Here is a 23,338-nt window from a genome sequence, read left to right on the forward strand (position 1 = left end):
GGGTGAAGTGTGGGCCCGGTCAGGGTCCTGCCGTGGTGTCCAGGTCGGCGCCGCCCGCGAGTGCGGCGATCTGGCTGTCGTTCGCCGCGCCCTGGAGGACCCAGACGTCGTCGATGGCGCCGCTCCAGTACTCGCCCCAGGTGCTCGCGCCCGTCTTGAGCCGCCCGAGTTGCAGGCCCTTGGTGGCGGCGAAGGGCAGCACCGAGGTGTTCCAGGAGACCTGCTCGGTGCAGTCGGGGTCGTCCGGCAGCCCGTTGTCGTCGCTGTCCAGGCAGGACCTGACCTGCGGCTGGCCGTCGACGTAGAGCGTCATCCGGCCTGCGAAGGCGTCGTAGACGACGGCGATGTGGTTCCAGGAGGTGTTGTTCTGGAAGTTGGTGTGTTCGGCGGTGGCCGTGGTCGCGGTCGCGCTGTCGGCGTTGGCCATGACCAGTTGCCAGCGGCCGGCGTTCGCCGGGTCGGCGGTGTCCGGCACGTAGCGCACCGCCAAGCCGTTGGTACTGGCGCCGGCCATGCTCAGCACCGTCACCGCCTTGGTCGGCCGGCTCGGTGCGGTCACCCAGGCGGACACCGTGAAGCTCTTGCTGGTGTCGACGGGCGAGACGCTGGTGGAGGCGTAACCGGTGCTGGTGCCGTTGAGGGTCAGGTCACCGGTGCCGATCATGTTGGTGAAGCTGGTGGTGTCGACGGCGGCTCCGCTGCCCAGGGTCAACGGGTGCGCGGTGTGGTCGTCGCGCACCAGGTCGTCCGGGGAGGTGGCCGGGCTGCCCGAGGACCCGTCCAGCTTCCAGCGGCCCTCGACCGTGGCCTGGCTGTCGAACATCGCGGCGATCTCCGGGGCGGACAGGGCCCGGTCGTACAACTGCACGTCCGAGATCTGGCCGGTGAAGAAGCTGCCGGGGCTGCCGCTGAACCTGCTGGCCCCGATCATCACGGGACCGCCCGCGTAGAAGGGGGCCGTGACCTTGGCGGTCGACACCCACTTGCCCTGCACGTACAGCCGCAGGTCGTCGCTGACGGCGTCGTAGGAGCCCACGACGTACGTCCACTCGCCGCCGGGGGCGAGGGTGGCGTCGCCCTGGTTGGCGCGTATGGGTGTGCCGCTGGTGGAGTCCTGCGAGTACTGGTCGAAGGTCCAGCCGTAGGTGGGCGAGTAGTACAGCTCGAAGCCCGGCATCACGCTGCCCTCCTGGCCGGCGATGACACCGGCGTGGGTGGGCTTGGTGGTGGGGAGCTTCGCCCAGGCGCCCACGGAGAAGCTGCGCTGGTTGTTGAGGTGCGGTCCGGAGGTGGTGGCGTAGTCGTCCACGCCGTCCAGGGTCAGCGCGGTGCCCTCACGGCCCGGCCGGCCCAGGTTGGCCCCGTTCTGGAGCACCTGCGGGTTGACGTCGGCGCGGCCGGTGATCTGCGTGGTCGGGGCGCCGTCGGAGTCGGTGGCCGGCTCGTCCAGCGGGAAGACCGCGCGGGCCGGGCGGCCGCTGCCGATGGAGCCGCTGCTGTAGAGGCCGCTGACCTCGTTCGCCGACAGGGGCTTCTCGAAGATGCGGACGTCGTCGATGGTGCCGGGGAAGAAGGAGCCGGGTGCTCCGCTGTAGGAGCCGGCGCCGATCTGCAGGCCGCGCCGCGCGTCCCACGGGGTGGAGTACGAGGTGGTCCCGGCCAGCGCGCCGTTGACGTAGAGGGAGAGCAGGTTGTTGGCGGTGCTGTAGGTGCCGACGAGGTGCACCCACTGGCCCGCGGTGACACCGCCGGCGGCCGCCTGCATGGCGCGCACCGGGGTGGCGGAGGCGGTGTCGGCGCTGTACTGGTTGAAGGCCCATCGGTCGTAGGTCTTGGAGTAGTACAGCTCGAAGCCCGGGGCGTTGTTGCCCGGCTGCGCGGCGACGACGGCCGCGGTGCCGGGCATCTTGTCGAGCTTGACCCAGGCCGCGACGGAGAAGCTGAAGGAGGTGTCCACCGTCGGGATGTCCGACACCAGGTAGTCGTCGACGCCGTCGAAGGAGACCGCGGTGCCCTTCTTGCCCGGCGCGCCCAGGGTCGGGTTGCCCTTCAGGTCCACGGTGCGGCTCTCCGCGCTGCCCTCGGCCTGGGTGGCGCCGGACGCCTCGTCCAGTTTCCACTCGGCGCGGGTCGGCTGGCCGGCCTTGACGCGGAAGCCGTAGGTGGTGGGTTCGCTGACCCGGCCGGCCGAGTCGACGGCCTGCACGTTGAGGAAGTTGGTGCCCGAGCGGGTCGGACGGAAGCTCACGGTGCGGGCCGCGCCGCCGGAGGTGGTGACCTCGTTGGCGGAGGAGGCGTCCTCGTTGATGCCGTACCAGTACTTCACGACGTCCGTGTCGGGCGAGTCGACGGTGAAGGTGCCGTAGCGGCCCACTCCGTCGTAGACGGGGTCGCCCGGGTCGCTGTCGTCCTTGGCCGGGTAGTCGCCGGAGGTGACGGCGGGGCCGACGGGCACGGAGGTGTCCCACACGAAGTAGCAGCCCGTCGCCGAACCGGCCCCCGACCAGGGCGAGTAGCTGTAGTAGTTGCCCTCGTCGTAGTCGACGGCCCGGGCGTACCAGGCGACGGTCTTGTTCTGCGGGATCTTCTTGCCGTTGGAGAGGGTCTCCGTCAGTGTGAGGCTGAAGTCCTTGCCGGAGGCGCGCGGGGTCAGCTTGGCGGAGGTCCACTGGGCCTGGAAGCCGCTCCCGGAGTCCCACCACACCTGGAACTGCACGCTGACCTGGTCGCCGTCCGGGTCGGTGACATCGTTCGCCATGATCTGGGGCAGGGAGCGGATCGCGACCTTGCTGTCGGGCTTGTGGCAGCTGCTGCCCGGCGACATCGTCAGCTGGCTCATGGTGAGCTGCTTGGGCGACTGGTTGTACTTCACCCGCAGATAGGCGTCGTCGGAGAACCGCTTCCAGCCGTAGGCGTCGCCCTCGTCGGCCGCCCTCAGACCGAACGAGGTGTACGCCGAGTCGTGCGAGGCCGCGTACTTCACCCCGGAGGTCGCGTCGAACTCCACGTCACCGCTGGGGCAGGAGGAGCTGCCTCCCTTGGCGACGTCCCGGGAGTCGAGGTGGTCCAGCCAGTTGTCGGAGGAGCTGTCCCAGGTGGTGCCCGAGTCGAAGGACTTCGTGCGCCACAGCTGGACCGTGCGGGTGTCGCAGGAGCCGGACCACGTCTCGTGCCCCACGAACGTCGCGCTCAGGATCGACTTCCCGGAGAACTTCGAGGTGGGGAACTTGAAGAAGAGCCGCTTGATGTCGTGCGGGGCGCAGTAGTCCCAGCCGCAGTAGCCGACGCCGGCGTCCGAGTCGCCGTTGAACCGCCACTGCGGGGAGGACGACCAGTAGTGCGAGACCATGGTCCACTCCCCGGCCTTCGGGGTGGAGGTCTGCGGGTCGATGTACACCGGGAACGTGGTGTCCGTGGCCGTCAACAGCCCGTGGTCGGGGGTGAGTCGCAGCTCCTTGTGGTCGGCGGCGACCTGGACGCCGAGGGGCGCCACCTTCGCCGCGTCACCGGGGCCCTGCGGACCGTCCTGCTCGGCGGCGGGAACGGTGGCGGGGACAGTGGCGGGAGCCTTCGACGGAGTGGCGGAGGCGGTGGTGTCGCTCTGCGCCGCCGTGCGGCTCTGCGCGCCCGCGGCCGCCGTGGCTCGTCGCGTCCCGGAGTCCCACATCAGGGGCGTGGGTGCCTGGAAGACCACACCGCCCACCGTGTCGTCGACGGCTTCCAGGCCGCCGGATGACGTGGCGCGCAGGTCGAGCCCCGGGGAGTCGACGCCCAGCTCGATCTGGGTGAGCGCCGGATTCCTGGCCGCCTGGGGGGTGTTGACCACGAGCACTTCGGAGAAGCCGTCGGTGGTGGCCCGCATTTTCAGGTCCACGCCCGGCAGCACGTCGGCGTAGGTGGCCGTGTCCCCGTCGAGCACCGGGGCGGGCAGCGGGGTCGGCCAGGAGTACGCCAGCTTGCGACCGCTCCGCTCCAAGGTGACCAGCGGGGTCTTGCCACCGCCGGAGAAGGTCATCCCGACGGCGGCCGCGTGCGGGGCCACCGAACCGTCGGGCTGCTTGGCGAGGGTGTTGTCGATCGCCTTCCACTGCCCGGCGACGCGGGTGCGGACCGGCTTGAGGTGCTGCACCGCCTCCAACTGGCCGTCGGGGGTGGCGTACACCTCGCTCGACTCGGTGCGCAGCGAGGTGACCTCGACGTCGGCGTCGCCCGCGGTGGCCGCGTGCTCGGCGGCGGACAGCGTCGTCGCGGTCTTCGGCGCCTTCGGACCGGCAACGGCGGGGGTCGAGCGGGGCGCGGCCTGCGCGGGGGTTCCGGTGCCCAACGCCGGCACGGCGCCCGCCACGACCGCTGCCGTGATCACTCCGATCAGTGTTCTGCCGGCCTGCCGCCGTCTTCGAGACGCACTCATCCCCACCGCCCCCTTCGCGACCACACAGAGTCCCCACCCGGGGGCCATAGGAAGTTCAAAAGCGGACGGACCTTAACTGGCCCTTACTTGCGCACGTCAAGAGAGCGCTTCCGCCTCTCCTGGCCGACCTTTTAGGTAAAGCGCGCCCTGCCGGCCGTGCGCGCGTCGCGCCCGTCCAGGACGGCCTGATCCCCTCTTGCCCCCTTTGCACCCAGGGACGGATCAGGACATACAGCATCGGCGGGCCGACGGTGCGCGACCGTCGGCCTCCGTACCACGACAACCCGAACACCGCAGCCCATTACCGGAATTTGAGGCTCTTTGCACAAGCATCAAGCCACTCTCACCGGGTCTGAAGGCGCGTCAGCCCTCCCTCTTACCGCCGTGCATCAGTCGGCGCAGGGCTGCCAGCAGTCCCCTGGCGTGGCCGTCGCCGGCGTGTGCGCCGGTGGTGGCGGGACGGGGCTCCGGTCGACGGGCGGACGGGGCGGTGGCCGCCATTTCGTAGCGCACCGGAAGCAGGCGCAGGCCGCGGACCACCGGGCCCGAACGCCAGGGCAACTGGTCGTGTGGGAGAGTCAGTTCGACCTTGGTCAAGTGGTCGAAGACACGGCCGACGGCGGTGTTCACGATCAGCGCGCCCAACTCGCGGGCGGCGGTCGGGCACTGATGGGGTCCGGCGCCCCAGCCCAGGTGGGCGCGGGTGCTGACGGTGGTGCCCACCATGTGCGAGGAGCCGATGGCCAGCAGGTCCTGGTGCGCGGCCGCCGCGGACGGCGAGACGATGTCCCCGGCCCGCACCCAGAACTCGCCGAGCCGGACGTCCCGCGCGGCGAAGCGGAAGCACATGTTGGCGACGGGCGGGTTGGCGAGTGCGGCCCGGTTCACCGTCTCGCCGAGCTGCCCGGCGGACAGGCTGCGCCGCACGGTGACGTTGCCGCGCAGCACCTCCAGGAGGGTGTTGAGGACCATGTTGCCAGTGATGTCGTTGAGGTAGACGGCGTTCATGAACAGCTCCCGGCCGAGCTGTTCGTCACTCAGCTCCGGGTCGGCGAGCAGCATGTACGACGTGAGGTCGTCGCCGGGGCGGGCCCTGCGGTGAGCGGCGAGCCGTGTCATCGCGGCCAGCGCGCGTGCCGTGGCGGGCCCGGCGTCGGGGCCGCCGTCCAGCATCCGCCACAGGTCCATCACCAGTTCGTCGCCGAGCTCGACCGGGCAGCCGAACAGCTGGGTGGTGACCATCAGCAGCAGCGGCCGGGTGTACTGCGCGCCGAGGTCGGCGAAGCCGGAGGTGCCCGAGTCCGCGGCGAGCAGGGCCACGAGGTCGTCGGCGTGGCGTTCGACGGCCGCTCGCAGCGCCCAGCCCTCGGGGCCCGCCGTGGCGCGGAAGGGGCCGAGCGCCGAGTGCAGCGTGCGCCGCGCCGCCTGGTGCTCCTCCGCGTCCATGAACATCGTCTGCCGCACCTCGTACCCGGCGAGCAGCGGCCAGTCGGCGGGCAGGTGGCCCTGCGCCCGCGCCCGCCAGTAGCGGATGTCGCGCCGCCACTGGCTCTCGTTCCTGAGCACTTCCAGGACCTCGCGGTAGCCGAGGACCAGCCACACCGGTACGCCCGACAGACAGACGGGTGCGATCGGACCGTAGGTGTGCCGCAGCCGCGCGTACACCGCGCCGGGGTCGGTGTCGAACTCCGCGGTGAGCAGCGGTTCCACCGGCAGTGACGCCAGCGTGGGGCTGTCGGCCGGTGCGGTGGCGTAGGGATGGACATCCATACCGCAACGCATACCGCACCGGCCGTGCACACGCAGTGATCGTGTCACGAACTGTTACGGCTCCTACACGATTCCGGATCCTTACGCGAACGCCTTGGCCAGCGCATGCGGCACGGAACCCGTGTGCAGCACCCCCAGCCGCTGCGTGGCCCGGGTCAGCGCCACGTACAGGTCGCTCGTGCCGTACCGCCCCGGTTCGACCACGAGCACCGAGTCGAACTCGAGGCCCTTGGACTGGCGGGGGTCCAGCAGGACGACGGTGCGGGTCAGGTCGGGTTCCGCGCCCGCGGTCACCCCGTCGAGCCGCGCGGCGAGCCCGCGGTGCAGGTCGCGCGGGGCGATCACCGCGAGCCGCCCCTCGGCGGGGGTGAGCTCCTCGACCGCCTTGGCGACGGCGCCGGGCAGGTCGTCGGTGGCGCGCAGCCAGGGCCGTACACCGGTGGAGCGCACCGAACTCGGCGGCTCGAAGCCGGGGTGCTCGGCGCGGACCACGGCCGCCGCGATCTCCATGATCTCGGCGGGGGTGCGGTAGTTGACGCCGAGGCGGGTGTGCTCCCAGCGGTCCTCCACATACGGCTGGAGGATGTCGGCCCACGCGCCGACGCCGGCCGCCTCCGCGGTCTGCGCGGGGTCGCCGACCAGGGTCATCGAGCGGGTCGGGCTGCGCCGCATGAGCAGCCGCCACGCCATCGGCGACAGTTCCTGCGCCTCGTCGACGATGATGTGGCCGAACGCCCAGGTGCGGTCGGCCGCCGCGCGCTCGGCGGCGCTGCGGTGGTCGTCCTCCTCCTGGCGTTCGGCGAACCGCTCGGCGTCGATGATGTGGTGCGCGGACAGCACCTCGGAGGCATCGGGATCGCTGTCCTCCTTGTCGTCGAACTCGTAGGTCCGGGAGGCGTAGGAGACGTCGAGGACGCCCTGCGCGTAGGCGATCTGGGTCTCCCGTTCGCGCTCGGCGCGCGCACGCGCCAAGCGGTCGTCCTCCCCGAGCAGTTCGGCCGCCTCGTCGAGCAGTGGTACGTCCGCCACGGTCCACGCCCGGGTCACCGGGCGGCGGATCGCGGCCGCGTCCTCGTCGCTCACATAGCCCTCGGGGTCGGCGAGGAAGTCGGCGACCAGGCGCTGCGGGGTCAGGCGCGGCCACAGCTGGTCGATCGCGGCCCAGACCTCGGGGTTCTCGGCGACTTCGTCGCGGATCTGGGTGATGTCGCTGGGGTCCAGGAGGCTGGACCCGTCGTAGGGGTCGGTGCCGACGCGTTCGGCGTACAGCTCGGTGAGGGTGTTGAGGATGTGGCCCTCGAAGTACTCGCGGGCCGCGTTGTGCGGCAGCTTCGCCTCCCGCGCGCGCTCGCGGGCGACACCCACCAGGCCGTCGTCGAGCATCAGGATCTCGCGGTCGTGTTCGATCGCGATCACCGGATCGGGCAGCGCCTGCCGGTCCCGTACGACGTCGGCGAGCACGTCGGCCATCTCGGCGCGGCCCTTCACGGCGGCCGCCTCGGGTGTGTCCGCGGCCGTCGCCCGCACGCCGGGGAACAGCTCGCCGACCGTGGCGAGCAGGACGCCCGTCTCACCGAGGGAGGGCAGCACCTCGCCGATGTAGCCGAGGAAGGCGGGGTTGGGGCCGACGATCAGGACGGCGCGCTTGGCGAGCAGCTCCCGGTGTTCGTAGAGGAGGTAGGCGGCGCGGTGCAGGGCGACCGCGGTCTTGCCGGTGCCCGGGCCGCCCTCGACCACCAGCACCCCGCGGTGGGGGGCACGGATGATCTCGTCCTGTTCGGCCTGGATGGTCTGCACGATGTCGTGCATACGGCCGGTGCGGGCGGCGTCCAGCGCGGCGAGCAGCACGGCGTCGCCGGTGGGGTCCTCGTGGCCGGTGCGGGTGGCGTCGCCGAGGTCGAGGATCTCGTCGTGCAGGGCGGTGACCCGGCGGCCTTCGGTGGTGATGTGCCGGCGCCTGCGCAGTCCCATCGAGGTGTGGCCGGTGGCCAGGTAGAAGGGGCGGGCGACGTCGGCCCGCCAGTCGATGAGGATCGGGGTGCGGTCGGCGTCGTCGGTGCGCAGGCCGATCCGGCCGATGTGGTGGCCGTCGCCGGAGGTCAGGTCGATCCGGCCGAAGCAGAGCGAGCCTTCCACCGCGTTCAGCGCGGCGAGCAGCCCGGAGCGTTCGGCGACGAGGATGTCCCGCTCCAGCCTGGCCTGCCTGGGGGTGTGGCCCTGGGCGAGGGCGTCCGTGACGGAGGTCTCGGTGTCACCGCGCAGCGCGTCCACGCGCGCGTACAGCCCGTCGATGAATTCCTGTTCGCTGCGGATTTCACCGTCTGGCAATTCGGAGTTCGACGTGTTTGACAATTCTGCTCCCGCCCGGATATACTGTGCTCACTGAACTTCTTTGCGACTCAATCTCCTTGAAGTCGCGAACTATTCAATATACGCAAGGAAATCCCCCGAGCGCAATTGCTCGGGGGATTTCTTCGTGTCCGGGACGCTTACCGCACACATCTACAGCACGTCGGCGAGCTCCTCCAGGAGCCTGCGCTTGGGCCGCGCCCCCACCATCGCCTTCACGGGCTCGCCGTCGCGGAACAGCATGAACGTCGGCATGGACAGCACCTTGTAGGCGTTCGTGGTCTCCGGGTTGGTGTCCACGTCCAGCTGGACGACCCTGAATCGCTCGCTTTCCTCCTCGGCGAGGGCGGTGAGCACCGGCCCCATCTGCCGACACGGCGGACACCAGTCGGCGGTGAACTCCACCAGCACCGGAAGCCGGGCCCCGATCACCTCCGTCTCGAAGTCCGCGTCCGTCACCTCGGCCACACCCGCTGCCTTGATCACAGCTCCTGCCCTCCCAGTTCGCACCTCGGTTCCGGGCTCCCCGGAACCAGCGACTCGGCGCCCAGCTCGTCGCGCGCCCGCTCGGCCCGTGCGAGCTGCTGGGCGACCTTCTCCCGCACCGCCCGCAGATCACCGATCAGCGTGTCCAGTTCGTCCAGCTTGCGCCGGTAGACCACGAGGGACGCGGGGCAGGAGTCGCCCTCCGGGTGCCCGGCCCGCAGACACTCCACGAAGGGCCGCGTCTCCTCCAGGTCGAACCCGAAGTCCTGCAGCGTCCTGATCTGTTGCAGCAGCCGCAGATCGCGCTCGTCGTAGGACCGGTAGCCCTGGTCGTCGCGACGCGCGGGCAGCAGCCCCCGTGACTCGTAGTACCGCAGCGTGCGGGTCGTGGTCCCGGCCCGAGCGGCCAGCTCGCCGATTCGCATGCCAACGAACGTACGGCTTGACGCCGACGTCAAGGCAACAGCGGTTTTCGCTCGACCGGCGAGGTGAGCACGATCGACGTCGTCGTGCGCCCCAGGGCCGAGATCGCCTCCAGGATCTCCTCCAGGTGGACGGTGTCCCGCACGGCGACCTTCAGGATCCAGCAGTCCTCGCCGACCACGTGGTGCACCTCCATGATCTCGGGACGTTCGATCAGCTCCAGGGTCCTCGGGTGCCGCAGGTTGTATCCGCCGTGCGGATTGACCCGGATGAACGCCTGGATGCCGTACCCGAGGCGGGCCGGATCGACCCGGGCGCCGTAGCCGCCGATCACTCCGGCGGACTCCAGCCGCCGTACCCGCTCGGTGACCGCGGCAGGGCTGAGCCGGACCCTGCGGCCCAGCTCGCTCAGCTTGATCCGGCCGTCGGTCTGGAGCAGCTGGAGGATCTGTCGGTCCAACGCGTCGAAGGCCACCGGCGTTTCGTTGGCGGCGGAGCGCAGATGCCGTGGTTCTTTCGGTGCGGCGGCCGGAACTCCCATGGTTCCCCCTTCAGGACGAGCGTGTACGCCGGGAGAATTATGGTCATGGAAAGCAAGCACGGGGCAAAGGCCCGAGAGATCCTGGTCATCGGCGGAAACCGCTATTTCGGCAAGCGCCTGATACAACGTCTGCTGGCCGCCGGAGACCGGGTGACGGTCCTCAATCGCGGTTCTTCCGCTCCCCCTCCCGGAGTGATCCATCTGGTCGCCGACCGCGGGGACGAGAAGTCGCTGAATGAGGCGCTCGCCTCCCGCAGGTTCGACGTCGTGGTCGACCAGGTCTGCTACACCCCGCTCCACGCGGCGATCGCCCGCCGCGTCCTCACCGGCCGCACCCGCCGCTATGTGATGACCTCGACAGCCGAGGTGTACGAGTACGAGGACTCCATCACCCTCGTGCGCGAGGCGGACGTCGACCCGACGACCGTCACGGTCGACCTCGAACTCCCCTGGAGCGACCCGGAGTTCCTCGACTCCCACTACGGCGAGGGCAAGCGGCAGGCGGAGGCGGTGCTCGCGGCGGACCCCTCCTTCCCCCACACCTCGATACGGGTCGCCCATGTGCTGGGCGGCGACGACGACTTCACCGGGCGCCTGCGGCACTACGTGGACCGGATCGGCGCCGGCGAGCCGATCGCCGTACCCCCGGCGAACCAGCCGGCGACGTACATCCATGTCGAGGAGATCGCCGACTTCCTGTTCTGGGCGGTCGGCGAGGACTTCACGGGCCCGGTCAACGCGGCGTCGCACGGTGTGCTGACGACGGAGGACCTGTGCGCGGCGGTGGCCGACCGACTCCCCGACGGCAAGACCCTCTTCCACGAGGTCGAGGTGGGCGAACTCTCCCCGTACGCCTTCACCCGCTCCTACGGCATGGACAACTCCCGGGCCACTCGGCTCGGCTTCACCTTCGACCATGTACGGCGGTGGCTGCCGCGGGCGGTGGCGGAGACCGTCGAGGCCGCCGGGAAGGGGGCCTGAGATGCGCCACCGCGCCCTGGGCGGCCTGCGGGTGAGCGCGATCGGGCTCGGCGCGATGCCGCTGTCGATCGAGGGCCGCCCTGACGAGGCCCGCGCCCTGGCCACCGTCCACGCGGCGCTGGACGCGGGCGTGACGCTGCTGGACACGGCGGACTCCTACCATCTGCCGGGCGCGGCACCCGGCCACAACGAGCACCTGCTGGCCCGCGCCCTCGCCGCCTACGGCGGTGACACGACCGACGTGCTGGTCGCCACCAAAGGCGGCCGAGGCAGACCGGCCGGCGCCGACTGGACGGTGAACGGCTCCCCGCGCCACCTCAGGGCCGCCGCCGAGGCCTCCCTCAAGCGGCTCGGCGTCGAGGCCATCGGCCTCTACCAACTCCACAAGCCCGACCCGGGAATCCCCTTCGAGGAGTCGGTCGGCGCCCTGCGCGATCTGCTGGACGAGGGCAAGATCCGGCTGGCCGGCATCTCCAACGCGGACGTGCGGCAGATCCGCGCCGCCCACGAGATCCTCGGCGACGAACTGGTCTCCGTACAGAACCGCTACTCGCCCGCGGTGCGCGACAGCGACCCCGAACTGCGCCTGTGCGCCGAGCTCGGGCTGGCGTTCCTCCCGTGGAGCCCGCTCGGCGGTATCTCCCGCAGCTCCCTGGACGGCCCGTCCCACCTGGTGGGCGAGCGGAGGTACGGGGCCTTCCACGAGATCGCCCGCGATCGCGGCGTGAGTCCACAACAGGTCTGCCTGGCCTGGCTGTCGGCGCAGTCCCCGACCGTGATCCCGATCCCGGGAGCGAGCCGCCCGGAGACGATCCGGGACTCGGCGGCCGCGGCTGAACTGGTGCTGGGGGCGGAGGAGTTGTCGCGCCTCGACGAGGAGGTCAGGCGGGCGGGGTGAGGAGCTCCGCCAGGACGCGCCGCGGCTTGTCCACCGCGTCGCAGTCCCCGAGGCGCAGGGCGATGTTCGCGGCGGTGAGGACCGCGTCCAGTTGGAAGGCGGTGAGGTCGGCGTCCAGGGGCGCGGCGTCACGCGTGCGTACGGCTTCCCGGAACTCCCCGGCGAGAAGGTCGAGCCAGTCGCGGTGCTGGGCGGCGAGGGCGTCTCGGACCACGCCGGGGCGACTGTCGAAGTCGGCGAGGTTGGCGGCCCAGAAGCAGCCGCCGGGGAACAACGGGGCCTCGGCGTAGGCGATCCAGTGCTCGACCAGCGAGCGCAGCCGGGCCGCTCCGCGCGGGGCGGCGGACGCGGGCCGTACGACCGCCTCGACGAACGCCCGCTGGGCGAACTCCACGGCGGCCACCTGGAGCCGCTCCTTCGTCCCGAACAGCGTCTGGACCCCGCTCTTGCTCAGGCCCAGATCGGCGGCCAGCCGTCCGATGCTGAGCCCGTTGAGCCCTTCCACGGAGGCCACGTCGGCGGCCCGCCGGGCGACCACCTGCCGGCTCCGGACGCCGCGCAGCAGCCGCCCGTCCCGCACCCGTGTCCCCGTCCCCGCACGCTGTACCGGCTCATTCACTCCGTCATCCTGCCACAGATGAGCGATATGCACGATCGATCGTGCGCTTAGTTCTGAGGCACATCAGCACGGCACGGTTCAGCGCGCCCCGCTGGTCGTCGGCTCCCTGTCGGGGTCGGGGGACCCGCTCGACTCGGAGGACTCGGCCGGGTCGGACGGCTCGGACGGCTCGGCCGGGTCGGACGGCTCGGCCGGGTCGGACGGCTCGGACGGCTCGGCCGGCTCGGCCGCCTTGTCGTGGCGCGGCAGCAGCAGTGCCACCAGGATCGTGCCCGCGCCCAGGATCACCGCGCCGACCAGGCTGGTGTGGGCGACCGCGTCGGAGAAGGAGGAGGCGACCGCGTCCGACATGCTGTGGGCGCCCTGGGCGAGTTGGTCCGCCTGCGCCTTGAGGTGCGCGGCCTGCTGTGGATCGGCCGCGTGGGAGGCCTGTCCCGCCAGCTCATGGGCCCGGTCGCCGAGGCCCCGCGCGACCGCGTAGCCCGCGCCGACCGAGTCCTGCGCCGTGGCCAGGGAGGAGGCCGGCAGCTTGCTGCCCGCCGTGGCGTCGGTGAGGTGGTCGCCGTAGGACGTCGCCAGCAGCGAGCCCAGGAGCGCGATGCCGAGCGAGCCGCCGAGCTCCAGCGAGGTGTCGTTCACCGCGCCGCCGACGCCCAGCTGCGACTCGGGGAACGCCCCCATGATCGCGTCGGTGCAGGGCGAGAGGGCCAGCCCGATGGAGAGGCCGAGGATGACCAGGGGCGCCACGAAGTCGCCGTAGGACGAGGTGGCGTCCACCGAGCCGAGGAGCGCGAGGGCGGTGGTGCCGCCGACCATGCCGGCGCTGACCGTCCACTTCATGCCGACGCGCGGAGTGAGGTAGCCCGTCAGCGCCGAGCCGACGAAGACCGCGCCGGCCAGCGGCAGCATGCGCAGGCCGGTGTCCAGGGCGTCGTAGCCGAGGACGAACTGGAGGTGCTGGGTGAGGTAGTAGAACGCGCCGAAGACGGCCAGGAAGAACAGGGCCACGGCGAGGTTGGAGCCCGCGAACCGGCGGTTGCCGAAGCGGCGGACGTCCAGGACCGGGCGCGGATGGCGCAGCTCCCAGAGGACGAAGGTGACGAGACCCGCGCCCGCGACGACCGCGGCGGTGACCGCCTTCACGCCCCAGCCGAAGTGCGGCCCCTCGATGATCATGTAGACGAGCGTGCCGATCCAGACCACCGACAGCAGGCCGCCGACGTAGTCGATCCGCTCACGGTGACCGGACCTGGACGGCGGTACGAGGACGAGGGCGCCGACGAGCGCGACGGCGGCGACGGGCACGTTGATCAGGAACGTCGACGACCAGCCGTGGTCCTCCAGGAGCGCGCCCGCGACCAGCGGCCCGGCCGCGATGGCGAGACCGGCGGTGGCGGTCCACAGGGTGATCGCCTTGGCGCGCTCGGCGCGCGGGAAGGTCGCCGCGAGCAGCGAGAGCGTCGCGGGCATGATGAGTGCCGCACCGACACCCATCACGGCGCGGGCCGCGATGACCGCCGTGGAGCTGTCGGCGAAGTAGCCGGAGACCGCCCCACCGCCGAAGACGACGAGCCCCAGGATCAGGGCGCCGCGGCGGCTGTACTTGTCGCCGATCGCGCCGAGCAGCAGCATCAGCGCCGCGTACGGGACGGTGTAGCCGTCGATGACCCACTGGAGGTCGGCGCTGGACAGGCCCAGGTCCTGGGTCATGTCCGGCGCCGCGACCGTGAGGGCGGTGTTCGCCATCACGATGATCAGCAGGCTGAGGCAGAGCACGAGGAGCGCCCACCAACGCCGTCGGTAGGGGCTCTCCATCCGCTCGACAGGTTCGTTCATGACGAGGTGCATGGCCTGGGTTCGCCTTCCTCTGGATTCCCGAGGGAATTGCACATGGACGTGCAATTGCACAACTCTGTGCAATGTACGCCTGTTGCACAGCACTGTGCAAATAGAGGAGGTGACGCCCTTGATCGCCGAAGGGCCGCGCTCACCGGCGAGGCAGAATGGCGGGCATGACCACGGGTAGCACCAGCCGCGCCGACGCAAACCGGCTCCGCATCCTCGATGTCGCCCTCGCCGAGCTGCTGCGCGACCCCGACGCGTCCATGGACCAGATCGCGCGCGCCGCGGGCGTCGTCCGCCGGACGGTGTACGGGCACTTCCCCAGCCGTGAGGCACTGATCAGCACACTGCTCGACGGTGCGGTCGAGGCGGTGGAGGCGGCGCACGCCGCGGGCTGCGAGGGCGCCCGGGACCCGGCGGAGGCGGTGGCGCGCTCCACGCTCGCGGTCTGGGAGGTCGCCGACCGCTATCGCATCCTGGTGGCGCTGGCCCAGCGCAGCGTCACCGTGCAGGGCATCCGCGAGCGGCTCGCGCCGGCCCGCGCCGCCGTCGCCGAACTGCTCCGGCGCGGCCTGGAGCAGGGGGTCTTCAGCTCACCGCTACCGCCGGAAGCACTGGCGTACGTGCACGAGCAGATGCTGTTCGCGCTCATGGAGGCGGTGAACGACGGACTGCTGGCAGCACAGGAGGCGGGCCGCTCCGCCGCGGTCACACTGCTGACCACGGCGGGCGTACCCGCCTCCAGGGCCACCTCGCTGGTGGCCGAGCTGAGCGATTAGGTCCTGTCGTTCCGTCTGCGGCGTGATCCGAACGACAGGTCCTAGGTCCTGTCGGTCACGGGACCGGGCGGCTGAGCATACGGGGGAGTACTCAGCCGCCCGGAGTGTGTGCCGGGTGCCCGGCCCGGGTTCAGGCCGGGCCGGACACCCGGAGCGGGTGGGCGGGAGTTCAGGCCTTCGCCAGCTCCTTCTCGCCGTCCTCACGCGGCTCGGGCAGGTCGGCGTCGTCGGCACCGCCGTGGCCGTCGTCGAGCAGGGTCTTCTCGTCGAAGGGCACCTCGCCGGCGAGGACCTGCTGGACGCGGTCCTTGTCGATCTCCTTGGTCCAGGTGCCGATCAGGACGGTGGCGACCGCGTTGCCCGCGAAGTTGGTGAGGGCGCGGGCCTCGCTCATGAAGCGGTCGATACCGACGATGAGGCCCATGCCGTCCACCAGGGCGGGCTTGTGCGACTGGAGACCGCCGGCCAGGGTCGCCATGCCGGCGCCGGTGACACCGGCCGCGCCCTTGGAGGCGACGAACAGGAACAGCAGCAGCGGGATCTGCTCGCCGAGGGCCATCGGCGTACCCATGGCGTCGGCGATGAACAGGGACGCCATGGTCATGTAGATCATGGTGCCGTCGAGGTTGAAGGAGTAGCCGGTCGGGATGGTGATGCCGACGACGGGCTTGCTGACACCCAGGTGCTCCATCTTCGCGATGAGGCGCGGCAGCGCCGACTCGGAGGAGGAGGTGGAAAGGATCAGCAGGAACTCACGGCCCAGGTACTTGAAGAGCGTGAGGATGTTCAGGCCCGCGACGACCCGCAGCAGCACGCCGAGCACGATGAACACGAAGAGGAAGCAGGTGACGTAGAAGCCGAGCATCAGCACGGCGAGGCTCTTCAGCGCGTCCACACCGGCCGAGCCGACGACCGCGGCCATGGCGCCGAAGGCGCCGATCGGGGCGGCCCACATGACCATCCCCAGGATGCGGAAGACGAGCCGCTGGATGTGCTCGATGCCGCGCAGGACCGGCTGGCCGGCCGGGCCCATCGCCTGGAGGGCGAAGCCGGCGAGCAGGGCGATCAGCAGGGTCTGCAGGACCGACTCGTCGGTGAAGGCGGAGACCATCGTGGTCGGAATGATGCCGAGCAGGAACTCGGTGGTGTCCTTGGCCTCCGCCGACACCTGCGCGTGGCCGGTCTCCTTGACCGCGTCGGTGATCGCGAGGCCGGTGCCCGGCTCCAGGATGTTGCCGACGACGAGGCCGATGCCCAGCGCCACCAGCGACATGACCATGAAGTAGCCCAGGGCGATACCGCCGACGGCACCGACCTTCGCGGCCTTCCGTACCGAACCGATACCGAGCACGATGGTGCAGAAGATGATCGGCGAGATCATCATCTTGATCAGGTTCACGAAACCGGTGCCGATGGGCTTCAGCTCGACGGCGAAGTCGGGCGCGATGAGACCCACCGCGATACCGATGGCCACCGCGACGATCACCGCGATGTAGAGATAGTGCGTGCGGTCCCGCTTGGCTGCGGGTGCGGCAGGTGCCGTTGGGGAGTTGCTGGCGGCGGCCACGGTTGCCCTCCTTGACGTCTTCGTCGGCATCACCGGCGTGCGGCTCACGTCCGGATGGGTGTGGGGGTTGTCCGTGACTATTCACCTCTCTGTGAGCGCGGTCACCCTTCCGTTCATTTAGTTCACAATCGGCCAAGAGGCAGACTGACGACATGCGGATCCCCGTCCCGAGACCCCGGAGCCTGGCCGGTCAGCTCTTCGCCATGCAGGCGGTGCTGATCGCCGTCGTCGTGGCTGGATATGCGCTCTTCACGTATGTCAGTGACGCCCGCCAGGCCGAGGACGCGGCGCGCAGCCAGGCCATGGCGGTGGCCCACTCGGTCGCCGACGCGCCCTCCGTCCAGTCGGCGATCCGCAGCCCCGACCCGTCGGCCGCGCTCCAGCCGTACTCGCTGCGGGTCATGCACGACACCGAGGTCGACTTCATCACGATCATGAACCCGCAGGGCATCCGCTGGACCCACCCCGACGAGGACCAGATAGGGCAGCGCTTCCGCGGCCACACCGCCCCTGCCCTGAAGGGCGAGGCCTTCAGCGAGACCTACACCGGCACTCTCGGCCCCTCGGTCCGCGCGGTCGTCCCCATCGAGGACGGCGACCGGCGGCTCATCGGTCTGGTCAGCGCCGGCATCAAGGTCGAGGCGATCAGCGCGCGGGTGCGGGACCAGGTGACGGCCCTGTTCGGCGTCGCGGCCGGCGCGCTCGCGCTCGGCGCCATCGGCACGTACGTCGTCAACGCCCGCCTGCGCCGTCACACCCACGGCATGAACTCGGCCGAGCTCAGCCGCATGCACGACTACCACGAGGCCGCGCTGCACGCCGTACGCGAGGGGCTGCTCATGCTCGACGGTCAGTACCGGGTGGCGCTGATCAACGACGGCGGCCGGGAGCTGCTGGGCGTGCCCGGTGACGTCGTGGGCACGTCGGTGGCGGACCTGGGCCTCCCGGCGCCGCTGACGGGAGCGCTGCTGGCGTCGGAGCCGCGGGTGGACGAGGTGCACCTGACGTCCTCGCGGGTCCTGGTGGTGAACACCTCCCCGGTGTCGGGCGGTGAGCGGCGGGGAACGGTCGTGACACTGCGCGATGTCACCGAACTGCAGTCGTTGATGGGAGAGTTGGACTCCGAGCGGGGCTTCACCCAAGCGCTGCGCTCACAGGCGCACGAGGCCGCCAACCGCCTCCACACCGTCGTGTCCCTGATCGAGCTGGACCGGGCGGAGGAGGCCGTCGAGTTCGCGACGGCCGAACTGGAACTGGCCCAGGCCCTCACCGACCAGGTGGTGGCGGCGGTGAGCGAGCCGGTGCTCGCGGCCCTGCTGCTCGGCAAGACGGCCCAGGCCAACGAACGGGGCGTGGAACTGGTGGTGTCGGAGGACAGCGGCCTGGACGACGGGCTGCTGCCGGAGTCACTCCCGGCCCGCGATCTGGTGACGATCCTCGGCAACCTGATCGACAACGCCGTGGACGCGGCCCAGGGCAGCCTGCGGGCCCGCGTGACGGTGACCGCGCGCACCGAGGGCGCCGAACTGCTGCTGCGGGTGTCGGACACGGGGGCGGGCGTCGACCCCGCGCACGCCTCCCTCGTCTTCGAGCGCGGCTTCTCGACGAAACCGTCCGGACCGGGCGGCCGAGGCCTGGGCCTGGCCCTGGTCCGGCAGGCCGCGCACCGGCACGAGGGCACGCTGGCGGTCGCGGAGGCGGAGGGGGGTGGTGCGGAGTTCGAGGTACGCCTGCCCCTGCGGGCCTCCGCCCCCGCCACCGCCTCCGGAGGTGCGGTGTGACGACGGCCGAGCAGCCCATCCGTGTCCTGGTCGTGGAGGACGACCCCGTCGCCGCGGACGCGCACGTCCTGTACGTCAGCCGGGTCCCCGGCTTCGTCGCCGTCGGCAAGGCCCACTCGGGCGCCGAGGCCCGGCGGATGCTCGACCGTACGGCGGTCGACCTGCTCCTGCTCGACCTGCACCTGCCCGACGTGCACGGCCTGCAACTGGCGCGGACCCTGCGGGCGGCCGGCTATCACGCGGACGTCATCGCGGTGACGTCCGCGCGGGACCTGACGGTCGTACGCGAGGGCGTGTCCCTCGGTGTCGTCCAGTACGTCCTGAAGCCGTTCACCTTCGCCACCCTGCGCGACCGCCTGGTGCGGTACGCGGAGTTCCGGGGAGCCGCCGGAGAGGCCAGCGGTCAGGACGAGGTGGACCGCGCGTTGGCGGCGCTGCGCGCGCCGAGCCCGGCGGCCCTGCCGAAAGGTCTGAGCGGACCGACGCTGGAACGGGTCACGGAGGCGCTGCGGGAGGTGGACGAGGGCATCACGGCGGCCAAGGTGGCCGAGGTCGTGGGCATCTCACGCATCACGGCGCGCCGGTACCTGGAGCACCTCGTGGAGGGTGGAAGAGCCGAACGGAAGCCGTTGTACGGGCAGGTGGGCAGGCCCGAGCTGGTGTACCGGTGGGTACGGGACGGCCGCGTCCGGTGACGACGGGTCACCCGGTGCCGCCGCTCACCGCCCCGAACGGCACCGCGTAGACCACGATGTACACCCCCAACCCCACGACCGCGAGCGCCTCCACCACCGAGAGCACGAGCAGACCCGGGGTGACCTGCCCACCGATCCAGTACACGACCAGCGCGCTCAACGGCACGAGGCAGAACGCGAGGAGGTCGACGACGCACTGCACGACCTTCCGCGACACCCGACGGGCGTCATCGCGATGGAAGGTCTCCCACCGGAAGGCGTTCGTGCGCCCCTCCCCCGCGAGTTCGGCGAGCCGGGGCCCGAGGTCCCCCCGCACATAGGCGCCGATCGCCGAGATCTTCTCGTCGTTGACCAGATAGGTCCACCCGAGCACGACACACACCGGGGGCAGCGCGAGCAGCATGGACGTCTGCTTGGCCTGGGCCGCGGCGGCGATCACGGCGGCGACGACCGCGAGGGTCACGTACAGCAGGTTGTCCCTGAATCCGATCCGGGCCTTCTGCTCGTCCTTGACGCTCTGGTACTCGGCGAGCAGCAACTGCCCGACCCCGAGATCCTCCCGCTCCGCCACGTGTGCCCCTCCCCCGCTGCCAACGACACTCCGGCGTCGGCGACTTACCAGTACCTTAAAGGGGTGCCCGAGACACCTCCCACCGTCGTGATCCTCACCGCCCTCGCGGTCGAGTACACCGCCGTGCGCGCCCACATCACCGACCGCTCGGAACTCGTCTCCGAGGACGGGACCGTCGTCGAACGCGGCCGGCTCGACGGCACGCCGTGGACGGTCGCCCTCGCGGAGCTCGGCGAGGGCGCTGCGCACGCCGCCGTGCTCACGACACGGCTCGTGTCGTGGCTGCGGCCGCAGGCGGTGCTGTTCGTGGGGGTGGCGGGCAGCCTGAAGGACGACATCGGGATCGGGGACGTCGTCGTCGGCACGAAGGTCTACGGCATCCACGGCGGCAAGCAGACCCCCGAGGGCTTCCTCGTCCGCCCCGAGGCCTGGCCGGCCTCCCACGCGCTGGTCCAGGCGGCGCGTTCCGCGGTTCGGGACATGGACGGCGTACGGGCGCACCTCAAGCCGATCGCGACGGGGGACGTGGTGCTGGCGGACACCCGCTCCGAGATCGCCCGGCACCTGCGCGCGCACTACAACGACGCGGCGGCCATCGAGATGGAGGGTTCGGGGGCGGCCCACGCGGCCCATCTCGACGGCCAGGTGGGCGCGCTCGTGATCCGGGGCATCAGCGACCTCGCCGACGTGGCGAAACACCACGCCGACGCCTCGGGCTCCCAGCAGCGGGCGGCCGAGCAGGCGGCGGCGGTCGCCATGGGCGTGCTGCGCAAGCACCGGCCGAGAGCCACCTCCGACTCCGCCGGCTCCGAGGAGGGTCCCCATCGCGGCCCCGTCGGACCTGTGTCCAACTCCGGGGACCACTTCGACTTCCGGGGCGGGACGTTCCACGGGACCGTCATCGGCAAGCAGATCAACGGGGGACGGGGGTAGACCCACCGGCACGGTCCACGGCCCGGTCCCGAGAGCGAGCGCGGCCCTGCCGCCCCGCCCGCTGGGCTTCACGGGCCGCGAGGCGGAGATGGACCGCCTGCTCACCCAACTCGCCCCCACCTCCGACGACGCCCGCCCCGTCCTGATCTTCGCGGTCACCGGCATGGGCGGCATCGGCAAGACGGCCCTGGCGGCGGAGGCGGCACACCGGGCGCGCGCGAAGGGCTGGTTCCCCGGCGGGACGCTCTTCGTGGACCTGCGGGGCTACGACGAGAACCCCGTGACCGCGGACCAGGCGGTGGTGGCGCTGCTCGACGCGCTGGAGGTTCGGGGCCCCGACCTGCCGACGACACCGACCGGCCAGTACGACACCTACCGGACCCTGCTGACCGAGCGGCGGGACCGGACGCTGCTCATCCTGGACAACGCCTCCGCCCCCGCCCAGTTCCTCGACCTGCTGCCCGGTACCGACCGCCACCAGGTGCTGATCACCTCCCGAGACCGCCCGGACGCCCTGCCCGTACGCAAGTTCGACCTGACAACACTCGATCCGGACGACTCCGCCGCCCTCCTGACCCGGGCCCTGCGGGACGCCGACGAAAACGACGACAGGGCGGCGCGCGAGCCGGACGCCCTGCGCGAGCTGGCGTCGCTCTGCGGCCACCTGCCGCTCGCGCTGCAGATCGCCGCCGCGCTGCTGCGCCGGCGCCGCCACCGTGGCATCGCCTCGCTGGTGAGCGAGATCAAGTCGGCGGGGGACCCGACCAGCGTCCTGGACCGCGGCAGCCCGGGCACCGACCTGTACGGCCGCTCACTGGTCCTGCGCCCCGTCCTGGAGACCTCCTACCGCCGACTGCCGCCCGCCCAGGCCCGGCTGCTGCGCCTGCTGGCCGTCGCCCCCGGCGCGGAGTCGAGCACCGAGGCCGTCACCGCGCTGACGGGCTCCGACGAGGACACCGTGCTGTCCCTTCTGGAGGACCTCGCCGCCAGGCACCTCGTCACTCCCGTCCCGAGCGCCGACGGCTCCGCCTCCGCCTTGCTGTGGCGGGTGCACGACCTTGTGCGCGTGTTCGGGCAGGGCGTCGTGGCCTCGGAGGCGAGCCTGCGGGAGGAGGCCGAAGCGGCACGGGAACGTGTTCTGGTCTTCTTCCACCGGTGGGCGAGGGCGGCAGACGATCGGCTCAACTGGGTGCCGGGGCATCCGGAGCCCGAGCGGTTCGCGGACTGGGCACAGGCGTTGGCGTGGCTGGACCGGGAACGCGCCGGTCTGGTCGCGGCGGTGCAGTGGGCCCACGAGGAACGGTACGCGCGCATGGCGGTGCGGTTGGCCCGCCGGCTGATGCGATACCTGGAGTGGTGGCGGCACCTGGACGACGGGCTCACCGTCGGCCGTACGGCCGTCGAGGCCGCCCGACGCTGCGGAGACCCGCTGGCCGAAGCCATGGCGCTGACGCGTCTCTCCATGGTCCTGCGGGGGGTAGGTCGAGCGGAGGAAGCGGTGGACGCCTGTGTCCGCGCCCGCGACTACTACCAGGCCGTCGAGAACCGCGAGGGCGAGGCCATCGCCTGGGGCGAACTCGGCATCGCCCTCTCCGAAGCCGGCCGGGCGGAAGAAGCGGTCGAGGCCTACATCCGTGCCCGCGAGCTCCACGAGGAAGCGGGGGACCGCCGCAATGAGGGCAACGAGTGGAACCATCTCGGCGTGGCCCTGCAGGACATGGGCCGCTTTCCGGAGGCGCTGGATGCCCACATCCGCGCCCGTGACCTCTTCCGTGTGGTCGGCGACCTCAACCGCGAGGGCCTGGCGTTGCACAACATCGCCGTGGCCCTGTGCAGGGCGGGCCGCTTCCAGGAGGCCATCGAGCCGTACGGCGCCTCCTTGGCCATCCATCGGAAGTTCGAGGACTGGCACCGAATCGGCCGCGTCCTGTGCAACCTGGCGCTCACCCACGAACATCTCGGCGACCGTGTCAAGGCCCGTACCACCTACCTCGAGGCGACCGACGCCTACACAAGGGCCGACGCCACCGCCGAAGCGGCCGCGGCCCAATCCTCGGCAGACGCATTGACCTGACGTGACTTGCCCGGGTGGCTTCTAGTCACCCTCAGGCAGCACCCCCGGCCGGAACGGCTCCACGCCGACCACCCTGCGCACCCGTACCGGCTCGATCAGCAGCATCACGCGGCGTTCGCCGGGGAGGAGCCATGGGTAGCGGTCCTCGCCGATGTACTTGCGGGTGAGGCGGTCCATGGCGCGTTCCGCCTCCTCGCCCTCGACGAAACGGACGACCCGGCCCCGGATCTCCACGCGGTCGTAGGGGTTGTCCGGGTCGTGGTGGGAGAGGGAAACGTTCGGATTGCGCCGCAGGTTCGCCTCCTTCACCCGGCCGATCGCCGTGTTGACCATGACGAACTCGTCTTCGATGTCCGCCCACATGGGCGAGATCTGCGGCGTCCCGTCGGGGCCGACCGTCGCGAGATGCCAGAAGTTCGGCGCCAGCAGCCGCTCGCGCACATGCCCCTCGACCTTGCCGTTCACCTCGTACACGAAAGTCACGCTCCTCCCCGGGTCCCCTCCGGCGGCCCGACGCCATCCTCGCGACCGGTGCTGCCCCGTTGACAGACGATCTTCGGCCACCCCTACCCAACGCCCGAAACCGTATGTTCCTACGATGAGTGATACTGGCCGAAC

At 71.2% G+C, this 23,338-nt stretch carries 18 protein-coding genes; 7 read left to right on the forward strand and 11 right to left on the reverse strand.

What is annotated here, in order from left to right; translation table 11 throughout:
- Positions 1–19 precede the first annotated feature (19 nt).
- The 6 genes from AC067M_RS31710 to AC067M_RS31735 form a co-directional block, all read right to left on the reverse strand.
- Positions 20–4,363, reverse strand: a complete 4,344-nt coding sequence (locus AC067M_RS31710; RefSeq protein ID WP_478700482.1) for a LamG-like jellyroll fold domain-containing protein — start codon at positions 4,361–4,363, stop codon at positions 20–22.
- Positions 4,364–4,774: 411 nt separating this feature from the next.
- Entirely contained in the window at positions 4,775–6,181 is a 1,407-nt protein-coding gene (locus tag AC067M_RS31715) for a cytochrome P450 family protein (RefSeq protein ID WP_478700483.1), read from the reverse strand.
- 81 nt (positions 6,182–6,262) lie between these two features.
- Positions 6,263–8,494, reverse strand: a complete 2,232-nt coding sequence (locus tag AC067M_RS31720) for a HelD family protein (RefSeq protein WP_478700593.1) — start codon at positions 8,492–8,494, stop codon at positions 6,263–6,265.
- A 189-nt stretch (positions 8,495–8,683) separates the two neighbouring features.
- Entirely contained in the window at positions 8,684–9,016 is a 333-nt protein-coding gene (locus AC067M_RS31725; protein ID WP_478700484.1) for a thioredoxin family protein, read from the reverse strand.
- Positions 9,013–9,441, reverse strand: coding sequence for a MerR family transcriptional regulator (locus AC067M_RS31730; protein WP_478700485.1), 429 nt, complete (start codon positions 9,439–9,441; stop codon positions 9,013–9,015). Before AC067M_RS31730 ends, AC067M_RS31725 begins: the two co-directional genes overlap by 4 nt.
- 29 nt (positions 9,442–9,470) lie before the next feature.
- A complete protein-coding gene (locus AC067M_RS31735; protein ID WP_478700486.1) occupies positions 9,471–9,980 on the reverse strand; it encodes an Lrp/AsnC family transcriptional regulator in 510 nt (169 codons plus the stop codon).
- Positions 9,981–10,019: 39 nt separating this feature from the next.
- On the opposite strand from AC067M_RS31735, the gene AC067M_RS31740 reads away from it, so the two are divergent.
- Positions 10,020–10,961: an NAD-dependent epimerase/dehydratase family protein gene (locus tag AC067M_RS31740; protein ID WP_478700487.1), complete on the forward strand. Its 942-nt coding sequence runs from the start codon at positions 10,020–10,022 to the stop codon at positions 10,959–10,961.
- A gap of 1 nt (position 10,962) precedes the next feature.
- Positions 10,963–11,859, forward strand: coding sequence for an aldo/keto reductase (locus AC067M_RS31745; RefSeq protein ID WP_478700488.1), 897 nt, complete (start codon positions 10,963–10,965; stop codon positions 11,857–11,859).
- Here AC067M_RS31745 and AC067M_RS31750 read toward each other — a convergent pair.
- Positions 11,843–12,478 carry a TetR/AcrR family transcriptional regulator gene (locus AC067M_RS31750; RefSeq protein WP_478700489.1) on the reverse strand — a complete coding sequence of 212 codons (636 nt, stop codon included), beginning with the start codon at positions 12,476–12,478 and terminating at the stop codon, positions 11,843–11,845. The two genes, AC067M_RS31745 and AC067M_RS31750, sit on opposite strands and share 17 nt — an antisense overlap.
- Before the next feature lie 78 nt (positions 12,479–12,556).
- A complete protein-coding gene (locus AC067M_RS31755; protein ID WP_478700490.1) occupies positions 12,557–14,326 on the reverse strand; it encodes an MFS transporter in 1,770 nt (589 codons plus the stop codon).
- Between the two features lie 155 nt (positions 14,327–14,481).
- On the opposite strand from AC067M_RS31755, the gene AC067M_RS31760 reads away from it, so the two are divergent.
- Positions 14,482–15,099, forward strand: coding sequence for a TetR/AcrR family transcriptional regulator (locus tag AC067M_RS31760; protein WP_478700491.1), 618 nt, complete (start codon positions 14,482–14,484; stop codon positions 15,097–15,099).
- Positions 15,100–15,268: 169 nt separating this feature from the next.
- Here the strand turns inward: AC067M_RS31760 and AC067M_RS31765 are convergent, their stop codons facing one another.
- Complete coding sequence (locus tag AC067M_RS31765) at positions 15,269–16,696, reverse strand: cation:dicarboxylate symporter family transporter (protein WP_478700594.1); 1,428 nt, start codon at positions 16,694–16,696, stop codon at positions 15,269–15,271.
- Between the two features lie 122 nt (positions 16,697–16,818).
- Between AC067M_RS31765 and AC067M_RS31770 the strand changes: the two genes are divergently transcribed.
- Both AC067M_RS31770 and AC067M_RS31775 read left to right on the forward strand, forming a co-directional pair.
- Positions 16,819–18,447: a sensor histidine kinase gene (locus AC067M_RS31770; RefSeq protein ID WP_478700492.1), complete on the forward strand. Its 1,629-nt coding sequence runs from the start codon at positions 16,819–16,821 to the stop codon at positions 18,445–18,447.
- Positions 18,444–19,142: a response regulator gene (locus AC067M_RS31775; protein ID WP_478700493.1), complete on the forward strand. Its 699-nt coding sequence runs from the start codon at positions 18,444–18,446 to the stop codon at positions 19,140–19,142. Before AC067M_RS31770 ends, AC067M_RS31775 begins: the two co-directional genes overlap by 4 nt.
- Positions 19,143–19,149: 7 nt before the next feature.
- On the opposite strand, the gene AC067M_RS31780 is transcribed toward AC067M_RS31775, so the two are convergent.
- Complete coding sequence (locus tag AC067M_RS31780) at positions 19,150–19,713, reverse strand: hypothetical protein (RefSeq protein WP_478700494.1); 564 nt, start codon at positions 19,711–19,713, stop codon at positions 19,150–19,152.
- A gap of 63 nt (positions 19,714–19,776) precedes the next feature.
- On the opposite strand from AC067M_RS31780, the gene mtnN reads away from it, so the two are divergent.
- Both mtnN and AC067M_RS31790 read left to right on the forward strand, forming a co-directional pair.
- A complete protein-coding gene (gene mtnN, locus AC067M_RS31785) occupies positions 19,777–20,646 on the forward strand; it encodes a 5'-methylthioadenosine/S-adenosylhomocysteine nucleosidase (RefSeq protein WP_478700495.1) in 870 nt (289 codons plus the stop codon).
- 88 nt (positions 20,647–20,734) lie between these two features.
- Positions 20,735–22,720 (forward strand): tetratricopeptide repeat protein, encoded by a 1,986-nt coding sequence (locus AC067M_RS31790; protein ID WP_478700496.1) that lies wholly within the window; start codon positions 20,735–20,737, stop codon positions 22,718–22,720.
- Between the two features lie 21 nt (positions 22,721–22,741).
- On the opposite strand, the gene AC067M_RS31795 is transcribed toward AC067M_RS31790, so the two are convergent.
- Positions 22,742–23,203, reverse strand: a complete 462-nt coding sequence (locus AC067M_RS31795; protein WP_478700497.1) for a PPOX class F420-dependent oxidoreductase — start codon at positions 23,201–23,203, stop codon at positions 22,742–22,744.
- Positions 23,204–23,338: the final 135 nt, after the last annotated feature.

Source organism: Streptomyces sp. NPDC043427 (assembly GCF_056436655.1).

Bases quoted from the DNA above. Each gene is read 5' to 3' on its own strand.
- AC067M_RS31715 (WP_478700483.1), bottom strand. From the start codon at position 6,181: ATGGATGTCCATCCCTACGCCACCGCACCGGCCGACAGCCCCACGCTG.
- AC067M_RS31730 (WP_478700485.1), bottom strand. From the start codon at position 9,441: ATGCGAATCGGCGAGCTGGCCGCTCGGGCCGGGACCACGACCCGCACG.
- AC067M_RS31735 (WP_478700486.1), bottom strand. From the start codon at position 9,980: ATGGGAGTTCCGGCCGCCGCACCGAAAGAACCACGGCATCTGCGCTCC.
- AC067M_RS31740 (WP_478700487.1), top strand. From the start codon at position 10,020: ATGGTCATGGAAAGCAAGCACGGGGCAAAGGCCCGAGAGATCCTGGTC.
- AC067M_RS31745 (WP_478700488.1), top strand. From the start codon at position 10,963: ATGCGCCACCGCGCCCTGGGCGGCCTGCGGGTGAGCGCGATCGGGCTC.
- AC067M_RS31755 (WP_478700490.1), bottom strand. From the start codon at position 14,326: ATGCACCTCGTCATGAACGAACCTGTCGAGCGGATGGAGAGCCCCTAC.
- AC067M_RS31760 (WP_478700491.1), top strand. From the start codon at position 14,482: ATGGCGGGCATGACCACGGGTAGCACCAGCCGCGCCGACGCAAACCGG.
- AC067M_RS31765 (WP_478700594.1), bottom strand. From the start codon at position 16,696: ATGCCGACGAAGACGTCAAGGAGGGCAACCGTGGCCGCCGCCAGCAAC.
- AC067M_RS31770 (WP_478700492.1), top strand. From the start codon at position 16,819: ATGCGGATCCCCGTCCCGAGACCCCGGAGCCTGGCCGGTCAGCTCTTC.
- AC067M_RS31790 (WP_478700496.1), top strand. From the start codon at position 20,735: ATGGACCGCCTGCTCACCCAACTCGCCCCCACCTCCGACGACGCCCGC.